The organism is Rhizobium aethiopicum (assembly GCF_900094625.1).
In the GTDB taxonomy this organism is placed as follows: Bacteria; Pseudomonadota; Alphaproteobacteria; order Rhizobiales; family Rhizobiaceae; genus Rhizobium; species Rhizobium aethiopicum.
Genome location: NZ_FMAJ01000001.1, coordinates 53,309 through 73,335, shown reverse-complemented (window position 1 = coordinate 73,335; position 20,027 = coordinate 53,309). Strand labels below are relative to the sequence as shown.

Here is a 20,027-nt window from a genome sequence, read left to right as displayed (position 1 = left end):
CTGACTCTCTCCATATTCGCGCCATGGCCAGATCTCCGAAAAAATCTCCGACCTCGAATGGTTTCGAGGAAGCCCCGCAATCGTCCTTTGAAGGCGCCCCGCTTTCCGGCTCCGTTGCCGATTGGGTGAAGCAGCTGGAGGCGGATGCCGAAGCCTCCGGCGTCGAGAGCCAGCGCGAAATCGCCTCGAAAGCGGGCAAGCACCGCAAGGCGGTGGAAAACCAGGCGCGCAAACATTCGGAAGCCGTCAGCGTCAACAAGAAGGCTACGGCGAGCAAAACGGCGCGCGGAGTCTCGATCGGCGGCTCCTCGGACCCGAAGACCCGCGCCGCCGCTGGTCTCAACCCGGTGGCCGGTCTCGACATCTCGTTGGAGGATGCCGGCAATCTGGCGCCCGGCGGCGTCACCGCCACGGTGGAGGCGCTGTCGAAGCTGATCGAAAGCGGCAACCCGCTGCACAAGAACGGCAAGATTTGGACGCCGCACCGCCCTGCCCGCCCGGATAAATCCGAAGGCGGCATCACCATCCGCATGGACTCCGAATACAAGCCCGCCGGTGACCAGCCGACGGCGATCCGCGATCTCGTCGAGGGCTTGCAGAGCGGCGAGCGCAGCCAGGTGCTGCTCGGCGTCACCGGCTCCGGCAAGACCTTCACCATGGCCAAGGTGATCGAGGAAACGCAGCGCCCGGCCGTCATCCTGGCGCCGAACAAGACGCTGGCCGCCCAGCTCTACTCCGAATTCAAGAACTTCTTCCCCGACAATGCGGTGGAATATTTCGTTTCCTACTACGATTATTACCAGCCGGAAGCCTATGTGCCGCGCTCCGACACCTATATCGAGAAGGAAAGCTCGATCAACGAGCAAATCGACCGCATGCGCCACTCGGCAACGCGCTCGCTGCTCGAGCGCGACGATTGCATCATCGTCGCCTCGGTCTCCTGCATTTACGGTATCGGCTCGGTCGAGACCTATACGGCCATGACCTTCCAGATGAATGTCGGCGATCGGCTGGACCAGCGCCAGCTGCTGGCCGATCTCGTCGCCCAGCAATATAAGCGCCGCGACATGGATTTCACCCGCGGCAGTTTTCGCGTGCGCGGTGACACCATTGAGATCTTCCCCGCCCACCTGGAGGATGCCGCCTGGCGCATCTCCATGTTCGGCGACGAGATCGACGCCATCACCGAGTTCGACCCGCTGACCGGCCAGAAGACCGGCGACCTGAAATCGGTGAAGATCTACGCCAACTCGCACTATGTCACGCCGCGGCCGACGCTGAACGGCGCCATCAAGGCGATCAAGGAGGAGCTCAGGCTGCGCCTCGCCGAGCTTGAGAAGGCCGGCCGCCTGCTGGAGGCCCAGCGCCTGGAGCAGCGCACCCGCTACGATATCGAGATGCTGGAAGCCACAGGCTCCTGCCAGGGCATCGAAAACTATTCGCGTTATCTCACCGGCCGCGATCCCGGCGATCCGCCGCCGACACTGTTCGAATACATACCCGACAACGCCATCGTCTTCATCGACGAGAGCCATGTCACCGTGCCGCAGATCGGCGGCATGTATCGCGGAGACTTCCGCCGCAAGGCGACGCTGGCCGAGTACGGCTTCCGCCTGCCCTCCTGCATGGACAACCGGCCGCTGCGCTTCGAGGAATGGGACGCCATGCGCCCCGACACGATTGCCGTTTCGGCCACACCGGGCGGCTGGGAGATGGAACAGTCCGGCGGCGTCTTCGCCGAACAGGTGATCCGCCCCACAGGCCTGATCGACCCGCCGGTCGAGGTCCGCTCGGCCCGCACCCAGGTCGACGACGTGCTCGGCGAGATCCGCGAGACCGCGGCCAAGGGCTACCGCACCCTCTGCACCGTGCTGACCAAGCGCATGGCCGAGGACCTGACCGAATATCTGCACGAGCAGGGCGTGCGCGTGCGCTACATGCATTCCGACATCGACACGCTGGAGCGTATCGAGATCATCCGCGACCTGCGCCTCGGCGCCTTCGACGTGCTCGTCGGCATCAACCTGCTGCGCGAGGGTCTCGACATTCCCGAATGCGGCTTCGTCGCCATTCTCGACGCCGACAAGGAAGGCTTCCTGCGCTCCGAGACCTCGCTGATCCAGACCATTGGTCGTGCAGCGCGTAACGTCGACGGCAAGGTCATCCTCTATGCCGACCAAGTGACCGGCTCCATGCAGCGTGCCATGGACGAGACCGCGCGTCGTCGCGAAAAACAGATGGCCTACAACCTCGAAAACGGCATCACGCCGGAATCCGTCAAGGCCAAGATCTCCGACATCCTCGACAGCGTGTACGAACGCGACCACGTCCGCGCCGATATCTCGGGCGTCTCGGGCAAAGGCTTCGCCGACGGCGGCAACCTGGTCGGCAACAACCTGCAGGCCCACCTCAACGCGCTGGAAAAGAGCATGCGCGACGCCGCCGCCGACCTCGACTTCGAAAAGGCCGCCCGCCTCCGCGACGAAATCAAACGCCTCAAGGCTGCCGAGCTGGCCGTCATGGACGACCCGATGGCGCGTGAAGAGTCGAAGGCGATGGAAGGCATCAGGCGGAACGCCCAAGCGACCCGCGAGTCCCTTCTCCCCGCCGGGGGTCCGGAGGAAGGGTCGAGACAAGCGGCTCGACCCCGGTCGGTGCCCGGCAAGGCGGATGAGGGGGCCACAGCCACCTACTTCGCCAAACCGGAACTCGACGAAATGGGCCGCCACGTCGCCACCCCCGCCGACAACAAAAGCCTCTTCCGCCGCAACACCCTCGACGAAATGACCGTCGGCCGCACGGAAAAGCCGGTGACCGGCCATGTGCCTGACAAGCCCAACGCCGCCAAAGGCACGAAGCGGTTCTCGCCATTACTGGAAGGCCAGCCGGAACGTGATGACGGTGTGCGGCCGGTTGTGCGCGGTAGGGTTGGCGCCGGGAGTTACGAGGAGCCAGGCGAGCAGAAGCGCAAGGGGCGGACGAAAGGCAAGACCGGGCGGCCGGGGCGGTAACCGGCGAGCCGCTGGCGATCCGCCGGGCACGCGGAACGGACGGAGCTCGTCACCGCCCATCGGCCGGTCGACGTAGCCAAGCAACGTGGCATCAATTCTCCTTCGACGGGATTTTCTCTTCGCCGTCGCGGTATGTGCCTGCGCTGCCATTCCATCCTTCAAGCCCGCTGAACGGAGGAACCGCCCATGCTGGAACTACGCACCGACCCCTTCCCCGCCGCCGGCGAACTGAACGCCCTCTTTTCCGCCGCCTGGGGCAGTCCGCACAGCCGCGATTTCGCCGCCGTCCTCTCCCGCAGCCTCGCCCATATCGGCGCCTATCACGACGACCGGCTCGTTGGCTTCGTCAATGTCGCCTGGGACGGCGGCATTCATGCCTTCCTCCTCGACACCTGCGTTCGCCCGGACATGCGCCGGCAGGGCATCGCCACGCAGTTGGTCAGGGAAGCCACGCGGATTGCCCGCGAGCGCGGCGCCGAGTGGCTGCATGTCGATTTCGAGCCGCACCTGACCGGCCTCTACCGCGCCTGCGGTTTTACCCCTACCGCGGCGGGTCTCATCAAGCTCGCATGAAACCTTTCGCTCCGGAGCGGCGGCCTCCGTCAAAAACAAGCCAAAGCTTGTCACCACCCAAGGACAAACAACGCCGACGGCCGGGCTCGGCGATAACGGCAGATAATCTTACCCGGAAGATGATTTTCGTTGCCTTATACTGCGAGCAGTCTGTCTGCTGATCCGAAAACATACAGTCGAAAAATATAGAACGGTTTTCGGGAAGGGCATTTCCCGCTCCGCATTCCGGCAACCGAATTCGTCGTCCTTAAAAATCCTTTAAAAGTCACAATTCTGCATTGAAAAAGCTGTTAATACCGACATAGATAGGAAATATTCCCCAATTGGTTGTTGTTCCCTAGAGCAGCGGCCGCCGTTCTTCTGGGGAATCTGGTTTTGAATGCAACGCATCTTTTGAAAGTTTGAATATGGCCTTGCACATTCTCGACACGAACGGCGCCACAGTTACCAAGACCGGCGCTGAGTTCGAAGCTTACGACGTTATCCGCTACTCCGCCGCGAATCCTCTCTCCGCCGTCGCCCTCACCGTCTCAGATTCCAGCGTGGCAGACCTCGCCGACGAGTTGGGCTCGGTTTCCGCGAGCGTCAGGGGCTCGAGCGGCCCCAATACGATCACGACGGGCGCCGGCGACGACACCATAGTGAGTGGTGGTGGCGCAGACACGCTGAGCGGCGGCGCCGGCAACGACTTGCTCAATGGCGAAGCCGGCAACGACTTGCTCAATGGCGGCGATGGCAATGACAAGATTTACGGCGGCGTCGGCAACGACGTCATCAAGGGCGGCGCGGGTGATGACGCGATTAGCGACGGAGATTATTTTTCCGATGTCGCTGAAACCTTCAATATAGATGCCGGCGATGGCAACGACAAATTGATTTTGTTCAACGACACTTTCCTCCAGATATCAGGAACAGTCGATGGCGGCGATGGCAACGACACGCTGGAAGCCACAAATCTGAACGACCTGACGATCAAAAACGTCGAGATCCTCCAAACTGGGGTATTCGCAACTTTCGCATCGACCGCGCAGCTCGAATACTTCGACAAGATCACCGGTTCGAGCTCCGATTCTTCCGTTAACTTGGTCTTGACGGACGGAGCCCATCTCGATCTCTCCGACGAGCTGGCAGGCGACCGAAACTACATCTCTGGCAACAACGACGTATCCGGTATCGACCTCACGACCGGAAGCACTCAGGACAACGTGATCGGCACCGCCGCCAACGACATTATCGACACGGGCGATGGCAACGACTACATCAACGGTAATACCGGCGATGACAGGTTGGACGCTGGCAAGGGCGACGACGAAATCTTCGGCGATGCCGGCAATGACGTCATCAGGGCTGGAGCGGGCAACGACATCATCTTTGATGGTGATTCATTCGGCTTTTCCCCTGAAGTCTTTGACATCGACGCGGGCGACGGCGACGATGTCATTACCTTGCAGACCCCGGCGCTCTCCGGAACAATCGATGGCGGCGCCGGGATTGATACTCTGCGAGCGCCCTGGCTAAGCGGCCTGACGATCAAGAACATCGAAATCCTTGAAACGGCGGGATCGTTGGTGTCAGGTTCGGCAGCGCAGTTCGAAAGCTTCGACAAGATCGTCTACTCGAACGATCCGAGCGAGAACCTTCCCGCCGCATTGTCATTGACGGACAGCGCCCATCTCGATCTTTCCGACGAACTGGGAAACGGCGCGGCCAGCATCCGCGGCACCGTTTCCGGCATTGACGTCAAGACCGCCGGCGGCGACGATCAATTCACGGGAACCGACGGCCACGACATTTTCGACGCCGGCGCCGGCAATGACACGATCATTGGAAATGGCGGCAACGACAAATTGATCGGCGGCGACGGCAACGATACAATCACCGATGGTGGATTTGGCGGCTTTCTCCCGGAAGTCTTCGACATCGATGCAGGCGACGGCGACGATGCCATAACCGTGGAGACGTTCACTCCACAGGTTTCCGGAACAATCGATGGAGGTGCTGGGATTGATACTCTGCAAGCCTCCTCGCTCAGGGGCCTGACGATCGACAACATCGAAGTCCTTAAAACGGCGGGATGGTTGGTTGCCGGTTCGAGCGCGCAGTTCGAAAGCTTTGATAAGATCGTCTACTCGGACAATCCGGCCGACGATTATAGCCCCTCATTGGCATTGACCGACAGCGCCCACCTCGATCTTTCCGACGAATTGGGAGATCGCGGGGCTTTCATAACCGGTTATGTCTCCGGCATTGACGTCAAGACCGGCGGCGGCAACGACGACTTTACGGGCACGGACGGCAACGACGTTTTCCACGGCAATGGGGGCAACGACATCATCAATGGCAAGGCCGGCGATGACGTCATCAGGGGTGGAACGGGCGACGACACGATCACCGATGGCGATAATGTTTCCACCGCCCCTGAAGCCTTCGATATTGACGCCGGCGATGGTAACGATGCCATCAACCTGCAGTCACACTCTTCCGCACTTTCCGGAACAGTCGACGGCGGAGCCGGTACGGACACGTTGCGCGTCATCGAGCCGACTTTGGCTCCGGGCATGGAATTCATCGGTCTTGCGGGCCTGACGATCAAGAACGTCGAAGTCCTTGAAACGGCCGGAGCCGAGGTTCTTGCTTCGGCCGCCCAGTTCGAAAGCTTCGACAAGATCGTCATATACGACGAGCCGGGCTACGAGAATGATGTGCTTGCACTGACGCTGACGGACAGCGCCCGTGCCGATCTCTCCGATGAGTTGGCAAACCGCCACGTCCACATCTTCGGCACCGCCTTCGGCATCGACGTCAAGACCGGCGGCGGCGACGATTACTTCTTCGGGACTGAGGGTAACGACAGATTCGAGGGCGGCGCCGGCAATGACGTGCTGCTTGGCGGCGCGGGCATCGACACGGCGGTCTTCTCCGGCAATTTCGCCAACTACTCGTTCGCGATCGACAATGGAAATCATATCCTGACGAGCGCGAAGGAAGGGACGGACACGCTGAATAGTATGGAATTCGCGCGTTTTGCCGATGGCATCTACGATCTGGCCAAGGGAAGCTTCACACCCGACGCCAATTCCGCCCCGACCAATATCCAGCTCTCGAAAACCGTCCTCTCCGAGGACACGCCGATCTGGACCACGGTCGGTCTGCTCAGCGCCAAGGATGCTGACGGCGATCCCCTCACCTACACGCTGCTCGACGGCGCGGGAGATCACTTCCGACTGAAGGGCAACCGCATCGTCACCTCGAAGGCGCTGGATTACGAGACGGCCAAGTCTCACACGATCAAGGTGGCCGTCTCCGACGGCAAGGTAACGGTCGAAAAGGACATCACGATCAACGTTCTCGACGTCAACGAGGCACCGCTCAACCAGGCGCCGATCAAGCTCTCCTTCTCGCGCAGCTCGATCTCCGAGAACGTCGCGATCGGCACCTCGGTCGGCCTTCTCTCCGCCGTCGATCCGGAAGGCGGCCCGGTGAAGTGGCGGCTGACGGATGATGCCGACGGCATCTTCAAGCTCGTCGGCAACAAGATCCAGACCAAGGCTGCGATCGACTACGAAAGCACCCACAGCCTGACCTTTACCGCCGAGGCCTATGACGCCGCCGGAAACACCACCAGCCGCGACTTCACCCTTGCCGTGAAGGACGTGTTCGAGCTGTCGTCTTCTAGTCTGCTGCATGAGGCGCTGATCTAGCCGCTAACCATGGAAGGATGGGGCTTGCAGCCTTACAAGTCCCATCGGTCGGACCTTCGCCGTGGATTGTCGCCCTGTGGCGGCATTCGGAGGATATTGAAGCCCTTGCCGCAAGCTCATGTAGCAAAGGGATAGATATCTGAAGGTTGGATTCGCGAAACCCGTGAAAGCGGGGATTTTTCTGTTTCGGTACCACACATCTATTGGAAGTCTAAAGATGGCCTTGAATATTCTGGACACGAACGGTGCATCGATCACCAAGAGCGGCGCTCAGTTCGAAGCGTACGACGTCATCCGCTATTCCGCTGAAAACCCTCTCGATGCGGTCACTCTCGTCGTCTCAGGTAGCGGCACGGCAAACCTCGCGGATGAACTCGGCTCGGTCTCCGCAAACGTGACGGGATCGAACGGCGACAATGCGATCACAACGGGGACTGGCAACGACACTATATCGGGTGGCGGCGGCACAGACACGCTGAGCGGCGGTGCCGGCGAGGACACGATCTTCGGCGACACCGGTAATGATACGATCAATGGCGGCGACGGCAACGACACGCTCGACGGCGGCACCGGCAACGACACAATCAACGGCGGCGCTGGCAACGACACGATAACCGATTACTACTATTCCACCACCATACCGGCAACGGCGATCGACGCTGGGGAAGGTTACGACAAGATAATTCTGGGGTCGAACGACGGAACGCTGACAGGCACGATCAATGGTGGCGAAGGGACCGATACGCTCTCCCCCTGGACCAAACTTGCCAATCTTACGATTCAGAACGTTGAAATCCTCGAAGCGGGATTAGCGCTTGCCGGATCAGCAGCGCAATTCGAAAGCTTCGACAAAATCGTTGTCCGCGACAATCCGGCCTACGACGATTTTATCATCGAGTTGACGTTGACGGATGGCGCTCATGCGGACCTCTCCGATGAACTGGGAGTCCGCCGGGTCCACATCAACGGCACGGCCTCCGGCATCGACGTAGCCACCGGAGGCGGTGACGACCGGTTCGATGGCACCGATGGTAACGACATTTTTGACGGCGGCGCCGGCGACGACACGTTCCGTGGCAATGCCGGAAATGACCAGTTAATCGGCGGCGAAGGTAACGACCGAGTCTACGGCGCCGTCGGGAACGACGTCATCGAGGGCGGAGCGGGCAACGACACGATCCTCGACGGCGATTATTTTTACACCGACACCGAAGTCTTCGCTATCGATGCGGGCGACGGCAATGACATCGTGACTCTGGACAATGGTTACGCTGCGCAGGACACCGGAACAATCGACGGCGGCGCCGACGACGACATATTGCAAGCCTACAATCTGACCGGTCTGACGATCCAGAATTTCGAGACCCTTGAAACGCAGGGGGGCGACGTTGCGGGTTCGGCTGCCCAGTTCGAAAGCTTTGACAGGATCGTCACCTATGACGATCCGGCCTACCACATCTCCTTGACTTTGACGGACAGTGTTCATGTCGATCTCTCCGACGAGCTGGCGACCCGGGAGGTCTACATCACGGGAACCGCATCTGGCATCGACGTCGCGACCGGCAGCGGCGACGACCAACTGACTGGGACCGACGGCGACGACATTTTTGACGGCAACGCCGGCAACGATACGATCTACGGCCATGCCGGCAATGACATGTTGATTGGTGGCGAAGGCAACGACAAAATCTATGACGATATCGGCAACGACGTCATCACGGGCGGCGCAGGCGATGATGCGATAGTGGATGGCAATGACTTTTACGCCGACACGGAAGTCTTTAATATCGACGCGGGCGACGGCAATGATACCGTAACTTTGGCCAATGCTAACGATTTCGAGAATTCAGGAATAGTCGACGGCGGCGCCGGCACCGACACGCTGCAGGCCTATAACCTTGCTGGCATAATGATCCAAAACTTCGAAATCCTTGAAACGCGTCTAGCCAACGTGGTTGGTACTGCAGCGCAATTCGAGAGCTTTGAGAGGATCGTCGTCGACAATGAACCAGGCCATGAAGACTATCGCGTCAATTTGGTACTGACGGATAGTGCGCATGCCGATCTTTCCGACGAGTTGGGAAGCCGCTCGGCCTACATCGTTGGCAACGGGTCCAGCATCGACGTCAAGACCGGCAGCGGGAACGACGACCTTCAAGGCACCGATGGCAACGACGTCTTTGACAGTGGCGCTGGCAACGACTGGATCTATGCCGCTGCCGGCAACGACATCATCAAAAGCGGCACAGGCGACGATACCATAACCGATGGCGACTTGCGCACCCACGTTGAAGTCTTCGATATTGACGCGGGCAGCGGCGACGATACGGTGAACATCACCGGAGCCAGCTTTACCTCCTCAGGAACGATCGACGGCGGCGCCGACATCGATACGCTGCAATCCGGCATCCTTGTCGGGCTTACGGTCAAGAATTTCGAAATCCTGGCTACGCTGGGAGCCTATGCTGTAGGTTCCGCCGCTCAGTTCGAAGATTTCGAGCAGATCGTCGTTTCCAATGGAACAGCCTCTGAGGGCGAGGTCATATCCTTGAGATTGGCTGACTCGGCCCATGCGGATCTATCAGACGAACTGGCAAACCGCTCGGCCTCCATCAGCGGCACCGTTTTCGGCATCGACGTCAAGACCGGTGGCGGCAATGACGTCTTTACAGGCACTGGCGGCAACGACATTTTCGACGGCAGCGCAGGAGACGACACTGCCGTCTTCTCCGGCAATTTCGCCACCTATTCCCTCGCTCTGGACAATGGCGATCACATCCTGACGAGCGCCGAGGACGGGACGGATACGCTGACAGACGTCGAATTCGCACGGTTTGCCGATGGCGTCTATGATTTCGCCACGGAGACCTTTAAACCCAACAATTCCGCCCCGACCAATATCCAGCTGTCGAAAACCGCCCTCTCCGAGGACACGCCGATCTGGACCACGGTCGGTCTGCTCAGCGCCAAGGACGCCGACGGCGACACCCTCACCTACACGTTGCTCGAGGGTGCCGATGATCACTTCCGGCTGAAGGGCAATCGCATCGTCACCTCGAAGGCGCTGGATTATGAGACGGCCAAGTCGCACACGATCAAGGTGGCCGTCTCCGACGGTAAGGTCACGGTCGAAAAGGACATCACGATCAACGTGCTCGACGTCAACGAAGCCCCGGTCGACCAGGCGCCGATCAAGCTCTCCTTCTCGCGCAGTTCGATCTCCGAGAATGTCGCGATCGGCACCTCGGTCGGCCTTCTCTCCGCCGTCGATCCGGAAGGCGGCACGGTGAAGTGGCGGCTGACGGATGATGCCGACGGCATCTTCAAGCTCGTCGGCAACAAGATCCAGACCAAGGCTGCGATCGACTACGAAAGCACCCACAGCCTGACCTTCACCGCCGAGGCCTATGACGCGGCCGGAAACACCACCAGCCGCGACTTCACCCTTGCCGTGAAGGACGTGTTCGAGCTGTCGTCTTCTAGTCTGCTGCATGACACTCTGATCTAGTCGCGGCAGCACTGCTGACGGACGCCGAGATGCGTCATGATCGATCTTCAGCGCCGGTGGGCTTGCGGTCTTGCAAGCCCACCGGCGGCAATTTTTTGGCGACGCCTAGAGGACCCGCGGGAGATGGCGGGGCCGGCAGCTACGTCGGCCACCGCATAAAATGCCGCTCCACCTCGACGCTTGTTTCGGCTATGATTCCCTGCTTATCCGAGGAGAGTCTGCATGCGCCTGCCCACTGTCATCCTCGCCCTTGCCATCTCGGCGTTCGCGGCTCTGCCCGCCTTGGCCGAGACCTACAAGACACCGAAGGCGCTGCTCAAGGCGCTTTACAGCTACGACACCGACAGGAGCGACGCCGAGGCGCCCTCGCCCTACTCAGTCTTCTTTTCCGACCGTTTGAACAAGCTTCTCCAGGCCGACCTCGACAACACGCCGGAGGGCGATGTCGGCGCGGTCGACTTCGATCCGGTTATATCAGGCCAGGATGGTGAAGCGAGCAACGTCAGGATCGGCCAGCCGATCCTGCTGGACGGCAAGGCCGAGGTGGAGGTGCAGTTCGAAAACGGCCAAGAGGTGACGCTTTTCTACAGCCTGGTACGCGAGCACGGCGGCTGGAAGGTCGACGATATCGCCAATCAGCAGGGCGACAATCCCTGGAGCCTGAGTGGACTGCTGGATGAGGCCCGGTAGGAGACAGTCCGACCCTTTCTCCCCTAGCTCCGGCCTCTCATCCCATTTCGGCACACAATCCCGATTTGGAACACCTGTGAAAGTATCTGCTAACTTTTGGTCAAGTATCTGAATCTTCGGCATTTCCTGTCGCGATAAAGGACATGCCACAATAATGTCGCTTGCATTTTGACCGAAATGATGGCACCAATCCACCTACTCGGGCATTTGCATGCCGGTGACTGGACTGATGTGGTATCTCTTCCTTTATGGAAGGGGCGCGGGAATACCCGCCTGCGTAGACGTTCTTTCCCCGTACGTGACTTCTCCGACTGACCCTTCGTCCCATCGATTCGGGGCGAAAGCTAAAGCCGTCCGCTTCCTCTCGGGGGCGCGGATACTACACAGACTAAGGGAAAAGGACGCTCCCAATGGCCACCAAAGGCACTGTAAAATTCTTCAACCAGGACAAGGGTTTTGGTTTCATCACGCCGGACGGCGGCGCGAAGGACGTTTTCGTCCACATTTCTGCGCTGCAGGCCTCTGGCATCCAGTCGCTGCGCGAAGGCCAGCAGGTTACCTTCGACACCGAGCCGGACCGCATGGGCAAGGGCCCGAAGGCTGTCAACATCTCGGCTTCGTAAGCTAGATTATCGCTTCGGCGGCAGGAACGGCGCTCCGAAAGGGGCGCCGTTTTTGTTTGCGGCGCTTGCATTTGTCGATCGCACGGCCAGGTGTTATATGCACCCTTAATGATGATCTCGCCCGCCGGGCGATGCGGCGCCGCCATTGGGCGCCACGGCTACAAGGACAAATGAAACCGTCGATGACAGAGAAGAGGCCGATATTTGCGGTGGCCCCGATGATCGACTGGACGGATCGGCATTGCCGCTATTTCCACCGCCAGATCAGCCGGCAGGCGCTGCTCTATACAGAGATGGTGGTGGCTGACGCGATCATCCACGGACCGCGGGAACGCCTGCTCGGCCATGACGCCGCGGAACATCCGCTTGCGCTGCAGCTCGGCGGTTCGGACCCGGCCAAACTCGCCGAGGCGGTGAAGCTCGCCGGACCCTATGGCTATGACGAAATCAACCTCAATGTCGGCTGCCCCTCCGACCGTGTACAGTCGGGAACCTTCGGCGCCTGCCTGATGCTGACGCCGGAGACGGTGGCCGCATGCGTCGCGGCAATGAAGGCGGTCGCCACCATGCCGGTGACGGTGAAATGCCGGATCGGCGTCGACGAGCAGGAGCCGGAAGAGGCGCTGCCCGCGCTCATCGCCCGCGTCCTCGATTCAGGCGCCGACGCCATCTGGATCCATGCGCGCAAGGCCTGGCTGAAGGGCCTGAGCCCTAAAGAAAACCGTGAGATCCCGCCGCTCGATTACGAGATCGTCTACCGAATGAAACAGCGCTGGCCGGATGTGTTTGTCGGCATTAACGGCGGCATCCGCACGCTCGACGAGGCCGACTCTCATCTCGCCCATGTCGACGGTGTCATGCTCGGCCGGGCCGCCTATCAGAATGCTGCGATCCTTTCTGACGTCGACCGCCGCTTCTTCGGTGCGGCGGCGGCCGAACCCGACTGGCAGGCGTTGTGTGACAGGATGATGGCCTATGCCGAGCGCCATATCGCCGCCGGCGGCCGGCTGCAGCATGTGGCACGCCACATGGTCGGCCTGTTCACCGGCCTGCCCGGCGCCCGGCGCTATCGTCAGATCCTCTCCACCGACGCGGCAAAAAGCGGCGCCGGACCGGAAGTTCTGGCGGCCGCCTTTGCCGCAGTGGATTTTTCCGGAACGGAGCCGGAGGCGGTCAGCGCCTGACGTAGGGGAATTCGGCTCTCCTTACGCCGGCAGAAGCATGCAAGTCATGGCTGGCGCACTCATTCGGTAAGTCGCAGCTGTCAGCACCTGTCATGGCAACAGCCATTATGACCGCGCCATCGGCAGCAGCATCTTCTTTTCGATGCGGCCGGCCACCGAGAACACCAGGATTTCCGTCTCTCTGCCGATCCTGCTGCCATCCATCAACCTGACGATATCGTCGACGCCGCCGACCGGGCTGGCGTCGATGGCGAGGATGTAATCGCCCTCCTGCAATCCCCCCTTTGCCGCCGGGCCTTCCGGTTCGACACGCCGGATGCGAACGGAAGTCGTCTGAACCGTGCCTGCCGCAAGCGCCACCCGGCGCGGCAACACGATCGTGTCGCCTGAAATACCGATGAAGGCGCGTCTGACCTGGCCATAGCGAAGGATCTCCGACACCACGAAATTGGCCGTGTTCGACGCGACGGCAAAGGCGATGCTCTGTGCGCCCTGGATGACGGCGGTGTTGACGCCGATGACCTCGCCGCCGGAAGACACCAGCGGCCCGCCCGAATTGCCGGGATTAAGCGCGGCGTCAGTCTGGATGACATCCTCCATCAGCCGGCCGCTGGCCGCCCGCATCGAGCGGCCGAGCGCCGAGACGATACCAGCAGTGACAGTCCATTCGAAGCCCAGCGGATTTCCGATCGCGATTGCGATATGGCCCCTGCGCAGACGCTGGGAATCGCCGAGCCTCGCCCACGCGCCGGTGCTGGAATTGGCGCGGATAAGAGCGATATCGGTATCGACATCCCGGCCGAGCACCCGGCCTTCGGTGATGAGCCCATCAGGCGTCGTGATGCGAACAAGCTTGGCGTCGTCGACGACGTGGCTGTTGGTAATGATCAGGCCGTCGGGCGAGATGGCAAAGCCTGACCCGTGCCCCTGCCGACCTCCCACCCGCTCGATCCGGCTGACCGCCGGCCCGACCGTGTCGACTGCTGCTGCGATCGATAGCGAATAGGCATCGATCAACGCCCCATCATTCTGGGGCACTATATCCTTATCCATGTAACCCATGATTTGATCCTCAGGCGGCAGACGGCCGTCCCACCGCCGGCAAAGCAATCGCGGATGCGATCGTCGCCATGACGTTGTTGTGAGGGATAGATGGTTGGGCGTCGATCCCCGTTCAAGTGAGCGCCAGCGCGCTGCGTCCGGCACAACATAATCGAAGGAGAAACACACCTAGCCGAACGTATAGATTGCACAAACGGGAATAACGTGGCTCATTGCGGACATTGCCCGTTAGCTCGGCCGCCTTCACTGCGCTGCCGAGGTACCGTGATCAAGGAATGTCGCAGTGCGAAGCAGTCGGGTAAATCCTCACCATATTGCGTCGCCGTTACCGGTTAACAGGGCACTGAGCCTCCTGCTAGCCGATTTTTCTGTCATATCAATAGAGTAGAACGAGGCATTTAATAAGCACATCATCATATTGTTGATTCCATCCCCCAGGCGCGACTTTCCTATGCCCGCCATCGGCGTCAGCGCTCGTGGCGCGACCAATCCCGCCTGTAGCAGCCTGTTTAGTCAGCGCAACCCACAAGGAGCCATGAGATGAGCACAGTCACAACTAAGGACGGCGTCGAGATCTTCTACAAGGATTGGGGGTCGAAGACTGCCCAGCCGATCATGTTCCATCACGGCTGGCCGCTGTGTTCCGACGACTGGGACGCGCAGATGCTGTTCTTCCTCGACAAGGGTTACCGGGTCGTCGCCCATGATCGGCGTGGTCACGGCCGCTCCACCCAGGTGGCCGACGGCCATGACATGGATCATTACGCTGCCGATGCCGCCGCTGTCGTCGAGCAGCTCGATCTCAGGAATACCGTCCATGTTGGCCATTCCACCGGCGGCGGCGAAGCGACCCACTATGTCGCCCGCCACGGCCAGCCACAGGGCCGGGTCGCCAAGCTCGTCATCATTGGCGCCGTACCGCCGATCATGGTGAAAACCGAAGCCAATCCGGGCGGCCTGCCGATCGAGGTCTTCGACGACCTGCGCAGGCAGCTCGCCGCCAACCGCGCCCAGTTCTATCATGACCTGCCGGCCGGCCCCTTCTACAGCTTCAACCGGCCGGATGCGAAAGTGTCGGAGCCGGTCATCAACAATTGGTGGCGCCAGGGCATGATCGGCGGCGCCAAGGCGCATTACGACGGTATCAAGGCCTTCTCGGAAACCGACTTCACCGAAGACCTGAAGATCATCACCGTCCCGACCCTCGTCATGCATGGCGACGACGATCAGATCGTGCCGATCGCCGACTCCGCGCTGCTTTCGTCCAAGCTCCTGCAGAATGCGACGCTGAAGGTCTACGAGAAATTCCCGCATGGCATGTGCACCACCCATGCCGACATCATAAACCCGGACATCCTTGCCTTTATCAAGGGCTGATCTGACAGGTCGCCGGGCGCTACGAGGCGCCCGCCGGCCGCGCCGCTTTCCGTGAAAACCGCTTTAATATGAAACCGTTTTCGTCGATTTGCGTTTAGCGGCCATGAAAAGAGAACGTGAACCCTCATCAAAGGCTTACCGGCAGGATCGTTTCGAAAATACCGAGCGAGCCGCAAAGGAAACGATCGAGGCGGAGCAGCGGGCTCGCCGGGAGAAAACCAAACGGCTGAAAGAGCTGCGCCTGTCGCAGCAGGGCGGCAAGGATCCCGCGGCCAAATAGATCTCCGCCCCGCCTGTTCCTTCGGGCTGAGGCACTGACCACCCCATCCCCCTGGCCCCGCGTCTTGGTGCCGGTCCCATATTGTTTTGATTTCGGACGTTCGCCCATCTTGCAGAGCAAAGGCAGCGAAATTATCTTTTTGCCCAATCAATAGCGATTCACGGCATCCCAAAAAGGGCTGGTTGCGATGTCAGACAAGCTGTTCAGTACACGTGACGAACCACTCGCCTCCGAAGATCTCGATATTTGCAGGCGTGTGCACGAAACCCTGTGCAGCGGACTCAATATCGATAGATCAGGCGGGGAAGCCGACCGGCTCGGCGCCCTGATCATCGAGCTTTATCGGCAGGGCGTGCATGATGAAAACCAGCTTCGTCTGCTTGCCGGCGGGAAGCGAGTCTGACGGCGCGCGTCAGACCCTCCGTGGCTTTCTTCCCTTAGCCGCACCTGCCCTAATCCTCTTCACGATCGGCGTAGTCATTCACGCCTTCCGTTGACTCAGAGACCGGTTTCCTCGGTGCTCGTCGCTGCGGCGGAGGTTTCGGTTGGATCGACAGCCGGCGTGGGCTCGGTGGTTGCCGATGCTTCTTCCGTGCTGCCCGTGCCGGTTTCAACCGTTTCCGCAGTCGTGGCAGGATCTGTCGTCTCGCCCGGCTCGACGGTATCGCCGGTCGTAGTTTCCGTTGCAGGGGTCTCCTCCGTCGGCGCCTGCGCCGCCATGGTTTCCCTCATCCGGTCAATCGTGCCAACGGCCGTTCCGACTCCGAGTGTGTCCTTTGCCCAGCTCAAAGTTTCCGGAGTGAGCGTGCCCGTCTTGGTCGCGGCGGCAAGCGCTGCCGACAGCGCCGCATCACCCAGCAGCGGATCGTCGGCTGGCGGAGCCACCCCGTTGGTCAGCTCATACTGGGCGTAAGCGGTACTGAACGCCGCGATCGCAGCCATGCGCGGATCCGCCGTCTTCATGAGGGCATGGAAATTGCGTTTCAAGGAATTGAGACCGGCAAGCTGCGCTGCGGGTTTCTTTGCCAGCTTTTCCGCCGGCGCTTTGACGGAGGTCGTCTTCTTGGCGGCGCCCTTCGTGGTGGCTCCCTGCTTGGTCGTATTCGCTTTGCCGCTCTTGCCGGTGGACTTGTTTGCACCGCGGCCGCTTTCAGCCTTTCCTCCCGAGCTGGAATTTCCTTTGCCGCCGCCGCTGCTTTGGCTGCCGCTGCTATTTCCGCCTCCATTCCCGCCGCCGTTGCCGCCACCGTTCCCGCCGCCGCCACCGCCGCCACCGCCACCTCCGTTGCCGCCACCGCCGCCACCGCCCTTTGCGAAGGCTGGCGAAGTATCGGTAAGGACGATGTTCAGGGGCGCAAGCGCCAGGGTCGTGGAGAGACAGAGAAGGCCGATAATTCTGGAGAGCTGCATGGTAGTCTTTCTGACATTAGAGGTGACGCCGTTATCTGTCAGGCATTGAAGCAGCAGCTCCATAAGAACCAGTTTAAGATCTATTTGCAATTTGAACTTCCTGCGGAATCCGGGGTCGTTCGACACTGGCGAAGAGCCGGAGGCTACGCTAACCGCATCTTTTGAGGGAAATATCGTGACGTCACCCTTCCCGCGCGCGCCCTCAGTAAATCTCGATCCCTGCCAAACCCGCAGCCATGAATATATTGAAATCGTCAGAGCCGGGGCTCGAGTCTCGCTTGGGTTAGTGAAGACGCACATAGATCCGCCCCCTTCGCTCCAAAATGAACCTATTTTCTTGATAAGCGTTACCCCCAGTACATCCGATTCAAGGTGAATGACATGAACAGATTCGCCATCATCGCCCTGTCGATAACCACAGCCTTTTCCGGAATGCCGGCTGCGGCAGGCCCGACATTTGTGCCGAGCCCCGTTCAATCGGCCGCCGCACCGGCGCCGGCAAATGCCGATGCCCGGATCATGACTGTCGGGTGCAGCAGGTTCTCGATCGTTTGCTCGCGCTACGGCGATCGTCGCAGATATTACGGTGACAGGCGCTACTACCGCGACCGCCACTATTATCGAGATGACCGCTATGGGTGGGACCGCCGCTATGATCGCAGATGGCGGCGGCACGATAATACGGGCGCCATTATTGGCGGCCTGGCGGCCGGCGCCATCATCGGCAGCATCATCGCCTCCCAGCCGCGCGCCGCCTATCGTTCGCGTGCCTATAGCTCGCATGCCGAATATTGCTACGCGCGCTACCGGTCATACCGCGCCTGGGACAACACCTACCAGCCGAATTACGGCCCGCGCCGTCAGTGCCGCTAAATCCAGCCCGCGGCACTGCACTCAGCCCCGCATCACCGTGCGGGGCGTTTTGCTGTCGCAAACCGCTTCCCAGCGGCTCCCGGTCGTGCTTGTTTAGCCAGGATCGCGCTTCCGAGCGGCTGCATTTGCAAGGTGACCTATGACATCGGGAGACGACCCGACACCCTCCGACCGCGTGGTCCTACTAACACCGGATCTGGAAAACCTGTCGGGCTTCGAAGCGGCGCTTGCGGCCGGTTGGTCTCCCGACCCGCGTCGTAGCGGCGACCAGGCCTATATCCGTGGAGAACTCCAGCGGCTGCGCCAGGACAAATCGAAATTTCTCGACGATCTTAGTCCAGGCGACAGGCAGCGCACTGTGTCCGGGTCGCCACTGGCGGTTCTTCTCTTCTGGATCTGGGATGGCGAATTCTGCGGCAGCATCAGCCTCCGCTTTCATCAGGGCACAGAGGAGCTGCCGCCCGAAGTCTCGGGCCATGTCGGATATTCGGTCGTGCCATGGAAGCAACGCAGCGGCCGCGCCACTGCCGCGCTCGGCCTCCTGCTCGATGTGGCGGCAAAGCAGGGCCTCACCCGCCTCGTTATTCTCTGCGACGCGGGCAACGATGCCTCGAGGCGCGTGATCGAGCGCAACGGTGGGCAATTCTTCATGTGCGGTCCGCACTCCTCCGACAGACCCGAGCGGACCAAACTCTATTTCTGGCTACATCCCGCATCCGCCGCCTGAAAACACATCCGTACGTTAAAAACGAACGGAGCAAAGGCTGTCGCCCTTCTCCGTCCGTCCCATCGGCCCAGCTCGGGGTGGGCTGAGCGTCGGTCAATAGCCAGCCACCGGCTTCGGCTTCTTCTCGGTCCATTGCGGCGGCGCGCCATATTTGGCGGCGACCGCCCCAACCAGCCCGGATTCGCGGCCGAAGGCATCGCAGGCGACGTATTTCGGCTTACCGCCGAACCAGGATTTTATCCGCTGGCGCGAGGGAAGCGAGAGGTCCAGCCCCTTCGGCTCCTTGCCCGCAATCAGCATGCGGGAAAATTCGCTGCTGAATTTCGCCGCAAGGCCGTAGGCATCGCCCACTTGGGAAACGCGCGGGTTGTTCTGCAGCGAGTTCGCGCCGCGCGCCCAGACCATGGCGGCGCGCTGCGCGCCAGAGCCGTCGACCGCCTCGGCCTCCACAGCCAGCCCGCCGAGCCCGACCGGTAGACGCGGCACACTGACAGGCAGCGCAAAGCCCGTGCCGACGGTCACGACGGTTGAAACGCCTGCCATCGTCTTGTTGGTCGGCACGATATCGGTGACGACGGAGCGGATCGTCAGGTCCGCGGGCTCACCAGGCCGCACCATCCGATACCTGTCGCTGAGAGAAATGCAGAGCGCCCGGTCGAGCGCGTTCGACACCATCGCCCTGTCATCAGGTGATTTGATGCGGCTCGCCGCGCTGAAGGAGAAGCTCGTCGGCGCGATGGCAACTGTCTTCATCGGCGCAAGGCTGAGACCATCGACATAGACACGCGATTTCGAGAGCTTCCCCTTGGGCGTGCCGAGGTTGGAATAAGAAGTCAGCGTCCCGCCCTCCTTGAGCGGCACCGAGCTGCATCCGGCCCCAGCAAGCGCCAGCGGCAACGCGATGAAATAGGCCTTCGAAGCCCTTGAAAAGGATGAAGAGAATGGATTGCTGCGCACTCTGTCTGGCCTCCGTCGCCGATGATGTCAGGCGAAAGTGGCGGCGAAGAA

Annotated in this window: 16 protein-coding genes; 13 read left to right on the top strand and 3 right to left on the bottom strand. The window is 60.8% G+C overall.

Annotation, left to right across the window (positions count from 1 at the left end):
- The first annotated feature begins 23 nt into the window (after positions 1 to 23).
- The 7 genes from uvrB (at position 24) to dusA (ending at position 13,290) form a co-directional block, all read left to right on the top strand.
- A complete protein-coding gene (gene uvrB / locus GA0061105_RS00385; RefSeq protein ID WP_092747290.1) occupies positions 24 to 3,011 on the top strand; it encodes an excinuclease ABC subunit UvrB in 2,988 nt (995 codons plus the stop codon).
- A 186-nt stretch (positions 3,012 to 3,197) separates the two neighbouring features.
- The gene (locus GA0061105_RS00380) at positions 3,198 to 3,584 is read left to right on the top strand and encodes a GNAT family N-acetyltransferase (protein ID WP_092747288.1); all 387 of its coding nucleotides are present in this window, start codon (positions 3,198 to 3,200) and stop codon (positions 3,582 to 3,584) included.
- A 407-nt stretch (positions 3,585 to 3,991) separates the two neighbouring features.
- Entirely contained in the window at positions 3,992 to 7,285 is a 3,294-nt protein-coding gene (locus tag GA0061105_RS00375; protein WP_092747286.1) for a metal-binding protein, read from the top strand.
- 217 nt (positions 7,286 to 7,502) lie between these two features.
- On the top strand, positions 7,503 to 10,793 hold the full coding sequence (locus GA0061105_RS00370) for a metal-binding protein (RefSeq protein WP_092747284.1): 3,291 nt from the start codon (positions 7,503 to 7,505) through the stop codon (positions 10,791 to 10,793).
- 222 nt (positions 10,794 to 11,015) lie between these two features.
- Entirely contained in the window at positions 11,016 to 11,483 is a 468-nt protein-coding gene (locus GA0061105_RS00365) for a DUF3828 domain-containing protein (protein ID WP_092747282.1), read from the top strand.
- 410 nt (positions 11,484 to 11,893) lie between these two features.
- Complete coding sequence (locus GA0061105_RS00360) at positions 11,894 to 12,106, top strand: cold-shock protein (protein ID WP_003540801.1); 213 nt, start codon at positions 11,894 to 11,896, stop codon at positions 12,104 to 12,106.
- Between the two features lie 182 nt (positions 12,107 to 12,288).
- Complete coding sequence (gene dusA / locus GA0061105_RS00355; RefSeq protein WP_092747280.1) at positions 12,289 to 13,290, top strand: tRNA dihydrouridine(20/20a) synthase DusA; 1,002 nt, start codon at positions 12,289 to 12,291, stop codon at positions 13,288 to 13,290.
- A 105-nt stretch (positions 13,291 to 13,395) separates the two neighbouring features.
- Here the strand turns inward: dusA and GA0061105_RS00350 are convergent, their stop codons facing one another.
- Positions 13,396 to 14,352, bottom strand: coding sequence for a S1C family serine protease (locus GA0061105_RS00350; protein WP_092747278.1), 957 nt, complete (start codon positions 14,350 to 14,352; stop codon positions 13,396 to 13,398).
- Between the two features lie 540 nt (positions 14,353 to 14,892).
- Between GA0061105_RS00350 and GA0061105_RS00345 the strand changes: the two genes are divergently transcribed.
- The 3 genes from GA0061105_RS00345 (at position 14,893) to GA0061105_RS00340 (ending at position 16,412) form a co-directional block, all read left to right on the top strand.
- Entirely contained in the window at positions 14,893 to 15,729 is an 837-nt protein-coding gene (locus tag GA0061105_RS00345; protein ID WP_092747276.1) for an alpha/beta fold hydrolase, read from the top strand.
- Between the two features lie 103 nt (positions 15,730 to 15,832).
- On the top strand, positions 15,833 to 16,009 hold the full coding sequence (locus GA0061105_RS32695; protein ID WP_167358499.1) for a hypothetical protein: 177 nt from the start codon (positions 15,833 to 15,835) through the stop codon (positions 16,007 to 16,009).
- A gap of 187 nt (positions 16,010 to 16,196) precedes the next feature.
- A complete protein-coding gene (locus GA0061105_RS00340; protein ID WP_092747275.1) occupies positions 16,197 to 16,412 on the top strand; it encodes a hypothetical protein in 216 nt (71 codons plus the stop codon).
- A gap of 95 nt (positions 16,413 to 16,507) precedes the next feature.
- On the opposite strand, the gene GA0061105_RS33160 is transcribed toward GA0061105_RS00340, so the two are convergent.
- A complete protein-coding gene (locus GA0061105_RS33160) occupies positions 16,508 to 16,951 on the bottom strand; it encodes a hypothetical protein (RefSeq protein ID WP_141130172.1) in 444 nt (147 codons plus the stop codon).
- Positions 16,952 to 16,978: 27 nt separating this feature from the next.
- On the opposite strand from GA0061105_RS33160, the gene GA0061105_RS33155 reads away from it, so the two are divergent.
- The 3 genes from GA0061105_RS33155 to GA0061105_RS00320 all read left to right on the top strand — a co-directional run bounded on the left by GA0061105_RS33155 (position 16,979) and on the right by GA0061105_RS00320 (position 19,019).
- Positions 16,979 to 17,584 carry a hypothetical protein gene (locus GA0061105_RS33155; protein WP_167358494.1) on the top strand — a complete coding sequence of 202 codons (606 nt, stop codon included), beginning with the start codon at positions 16,979 to 16,981 and terminating at the stop codon, positions 17,582 to 17,584.
- Positions 17,585 to 17,800: 216 nt separating this feature from the next.
- The gene (locus tag GA0061105_RS00325) at positions 17,801 to 18,292 is read left to right on the top strand and encodes a BA14K family protein (RefSeq protein ID WP_092747270.1); all 492 of its coding nucleotides are present in this window, start codon (positions 17,801 to 17,803) and stop codon (positions 18,290 to 18,292) included.
- Between the two features lie 139 nt (positions 18,293 to 18,431).
- A complete protein-coding gene (locus GA0061105_RS00320) occupies positions 18,432 to 19,019 on the top strand; it encodes a GNAT family N-acetyltransferase (RefSeq protein ID WP_092747268.1) in 588 nt (195 codons plus the stop codon).
- Between the two features lie 93 nt (positions 19,020 to 19,112).
- Here the strand turns inward: GA0061105_RS00320 and GA0061105_RS00315 are convergent, their stop codons facing one another.
- Positions 19,113 to 19,976 carry a DUF3313 domain-containing protein gene (locus GA0061105_RS00315; RefSeq protein ID WP_092747266.1) on the bottom strand — a complete coding sequence of 288 codons (864 nt, stop codon included), beginning with the start codon at positions 19,974 to 19,976 and terminating at the stop codon, positions 19,113 to 19,115.
- Positions 19,977 to 20,027 lie beyond the last annotated feature (51 nt).

Bases quoted from the DNA above. Each gene is read 5' to 3' on its own strand.
- GA0061105_RS00365 (WP_092747282.1), top strand. From the start codon at position 11,016: ATGCGCCTGCCCACTGTCATCCTCGCCCTTGCCATCTCGGCGTTCGCG.
- GA0061105_RS33155 (WP_167358494.1), top strand. From the start codon at position 16,979: ATGGAAATTGCGTTTCAAGGAATTGAGACCGGCAAGCTGCGCTGCGGG.
- GA0061105_RS32695 (WP_167358499.1), top strand. From the start codon at position 15,833: ATGAAAAGAGAACGTGAACCCTCATCAAAGGCTTACCGGCAGGATCGT.
- GA0061105_RS00380 (WP_092747288.1), top strand. From the start codon at position 3,198: ATGCTGGAACTACGCACCGACCCCTTCCCCGCCGCCGGCGAACTGAAC.
- uvrB (WP_092747290.1), top strand. From the start codon at position 24: ATGGCCAGATCTCCGAAAAAATCTCCGACCTCGAATGGTTTCGAGGAA.
- GA0061105_RS00370 (WP_092747284.1), top strand. From the start codon at position 7,503: ATGGCCTTGAATATTCTGGACACGAACGGTGCATCGATCACCAAGAGC.
- GA0061105_RS00340 (WP_092747275.1), top strand. From the start codon at position 16,197: ATGTCAGACAAGCTGTTCAGTACACGTGACGAACCACTCGCCTCCGAA.
- GA0061105_RS00350 (WP_092747278.1), bottom strand. From the start codon at position 14,352: ATGGGTTACATGGATAAGGATATAGTGCCCCAGAATGATGGGGCGTTG.
- GA0061105_RS33160 (WP_141130172.1), bottom strand. From the start codon at position 16,951: ATGGCTGCGATCGCGGCGTTCAGTACCGCTTACGCCCAGTATGAGCTG.
- dusA (WP_092747280.1), top strand. From the start codon at position 12,289: ATGACAGAGAAGAGGCCGATATTTGCGGTGGCCCCGATGATCGACTGG.
- GA0061105_RS00345 (WP_092747276.1), top strand. From the start codon at position 14,893: ATGAGCACAGTCACAACTAAGGACGGCGTCGAGATCTTCTACAAGGAT.
- GA0061105_RS00360 (WP_003540801.1), top strand. From the start codon at position 11,894: ATGGCCACCAAAGGCACTGTAAAATTCTTCAACCAGGACAAGGGTTTT.
- GA0061105_RS00375 (WP_092747286.1), top strand. From the start codon at position 3,992: ATGGCCTTGCACATTCTCGACACGAACGGCGCCACAGTTACCAAGACC.
- GA0061105_RS00325 (WP_092747270.1), top strand. From the start codon at position 17,801: ATGAACAGATTCGCCATCATCGCCCTGTCGATAACCACAGCCTTTTCC.
- GA0061105_RS00320 (WP_092747268.1), top strand. From the start codon at position 18,432: ATGACATCGGGAGACGACCCGACACCCTCCGACCGCGTGGTCCTACTA.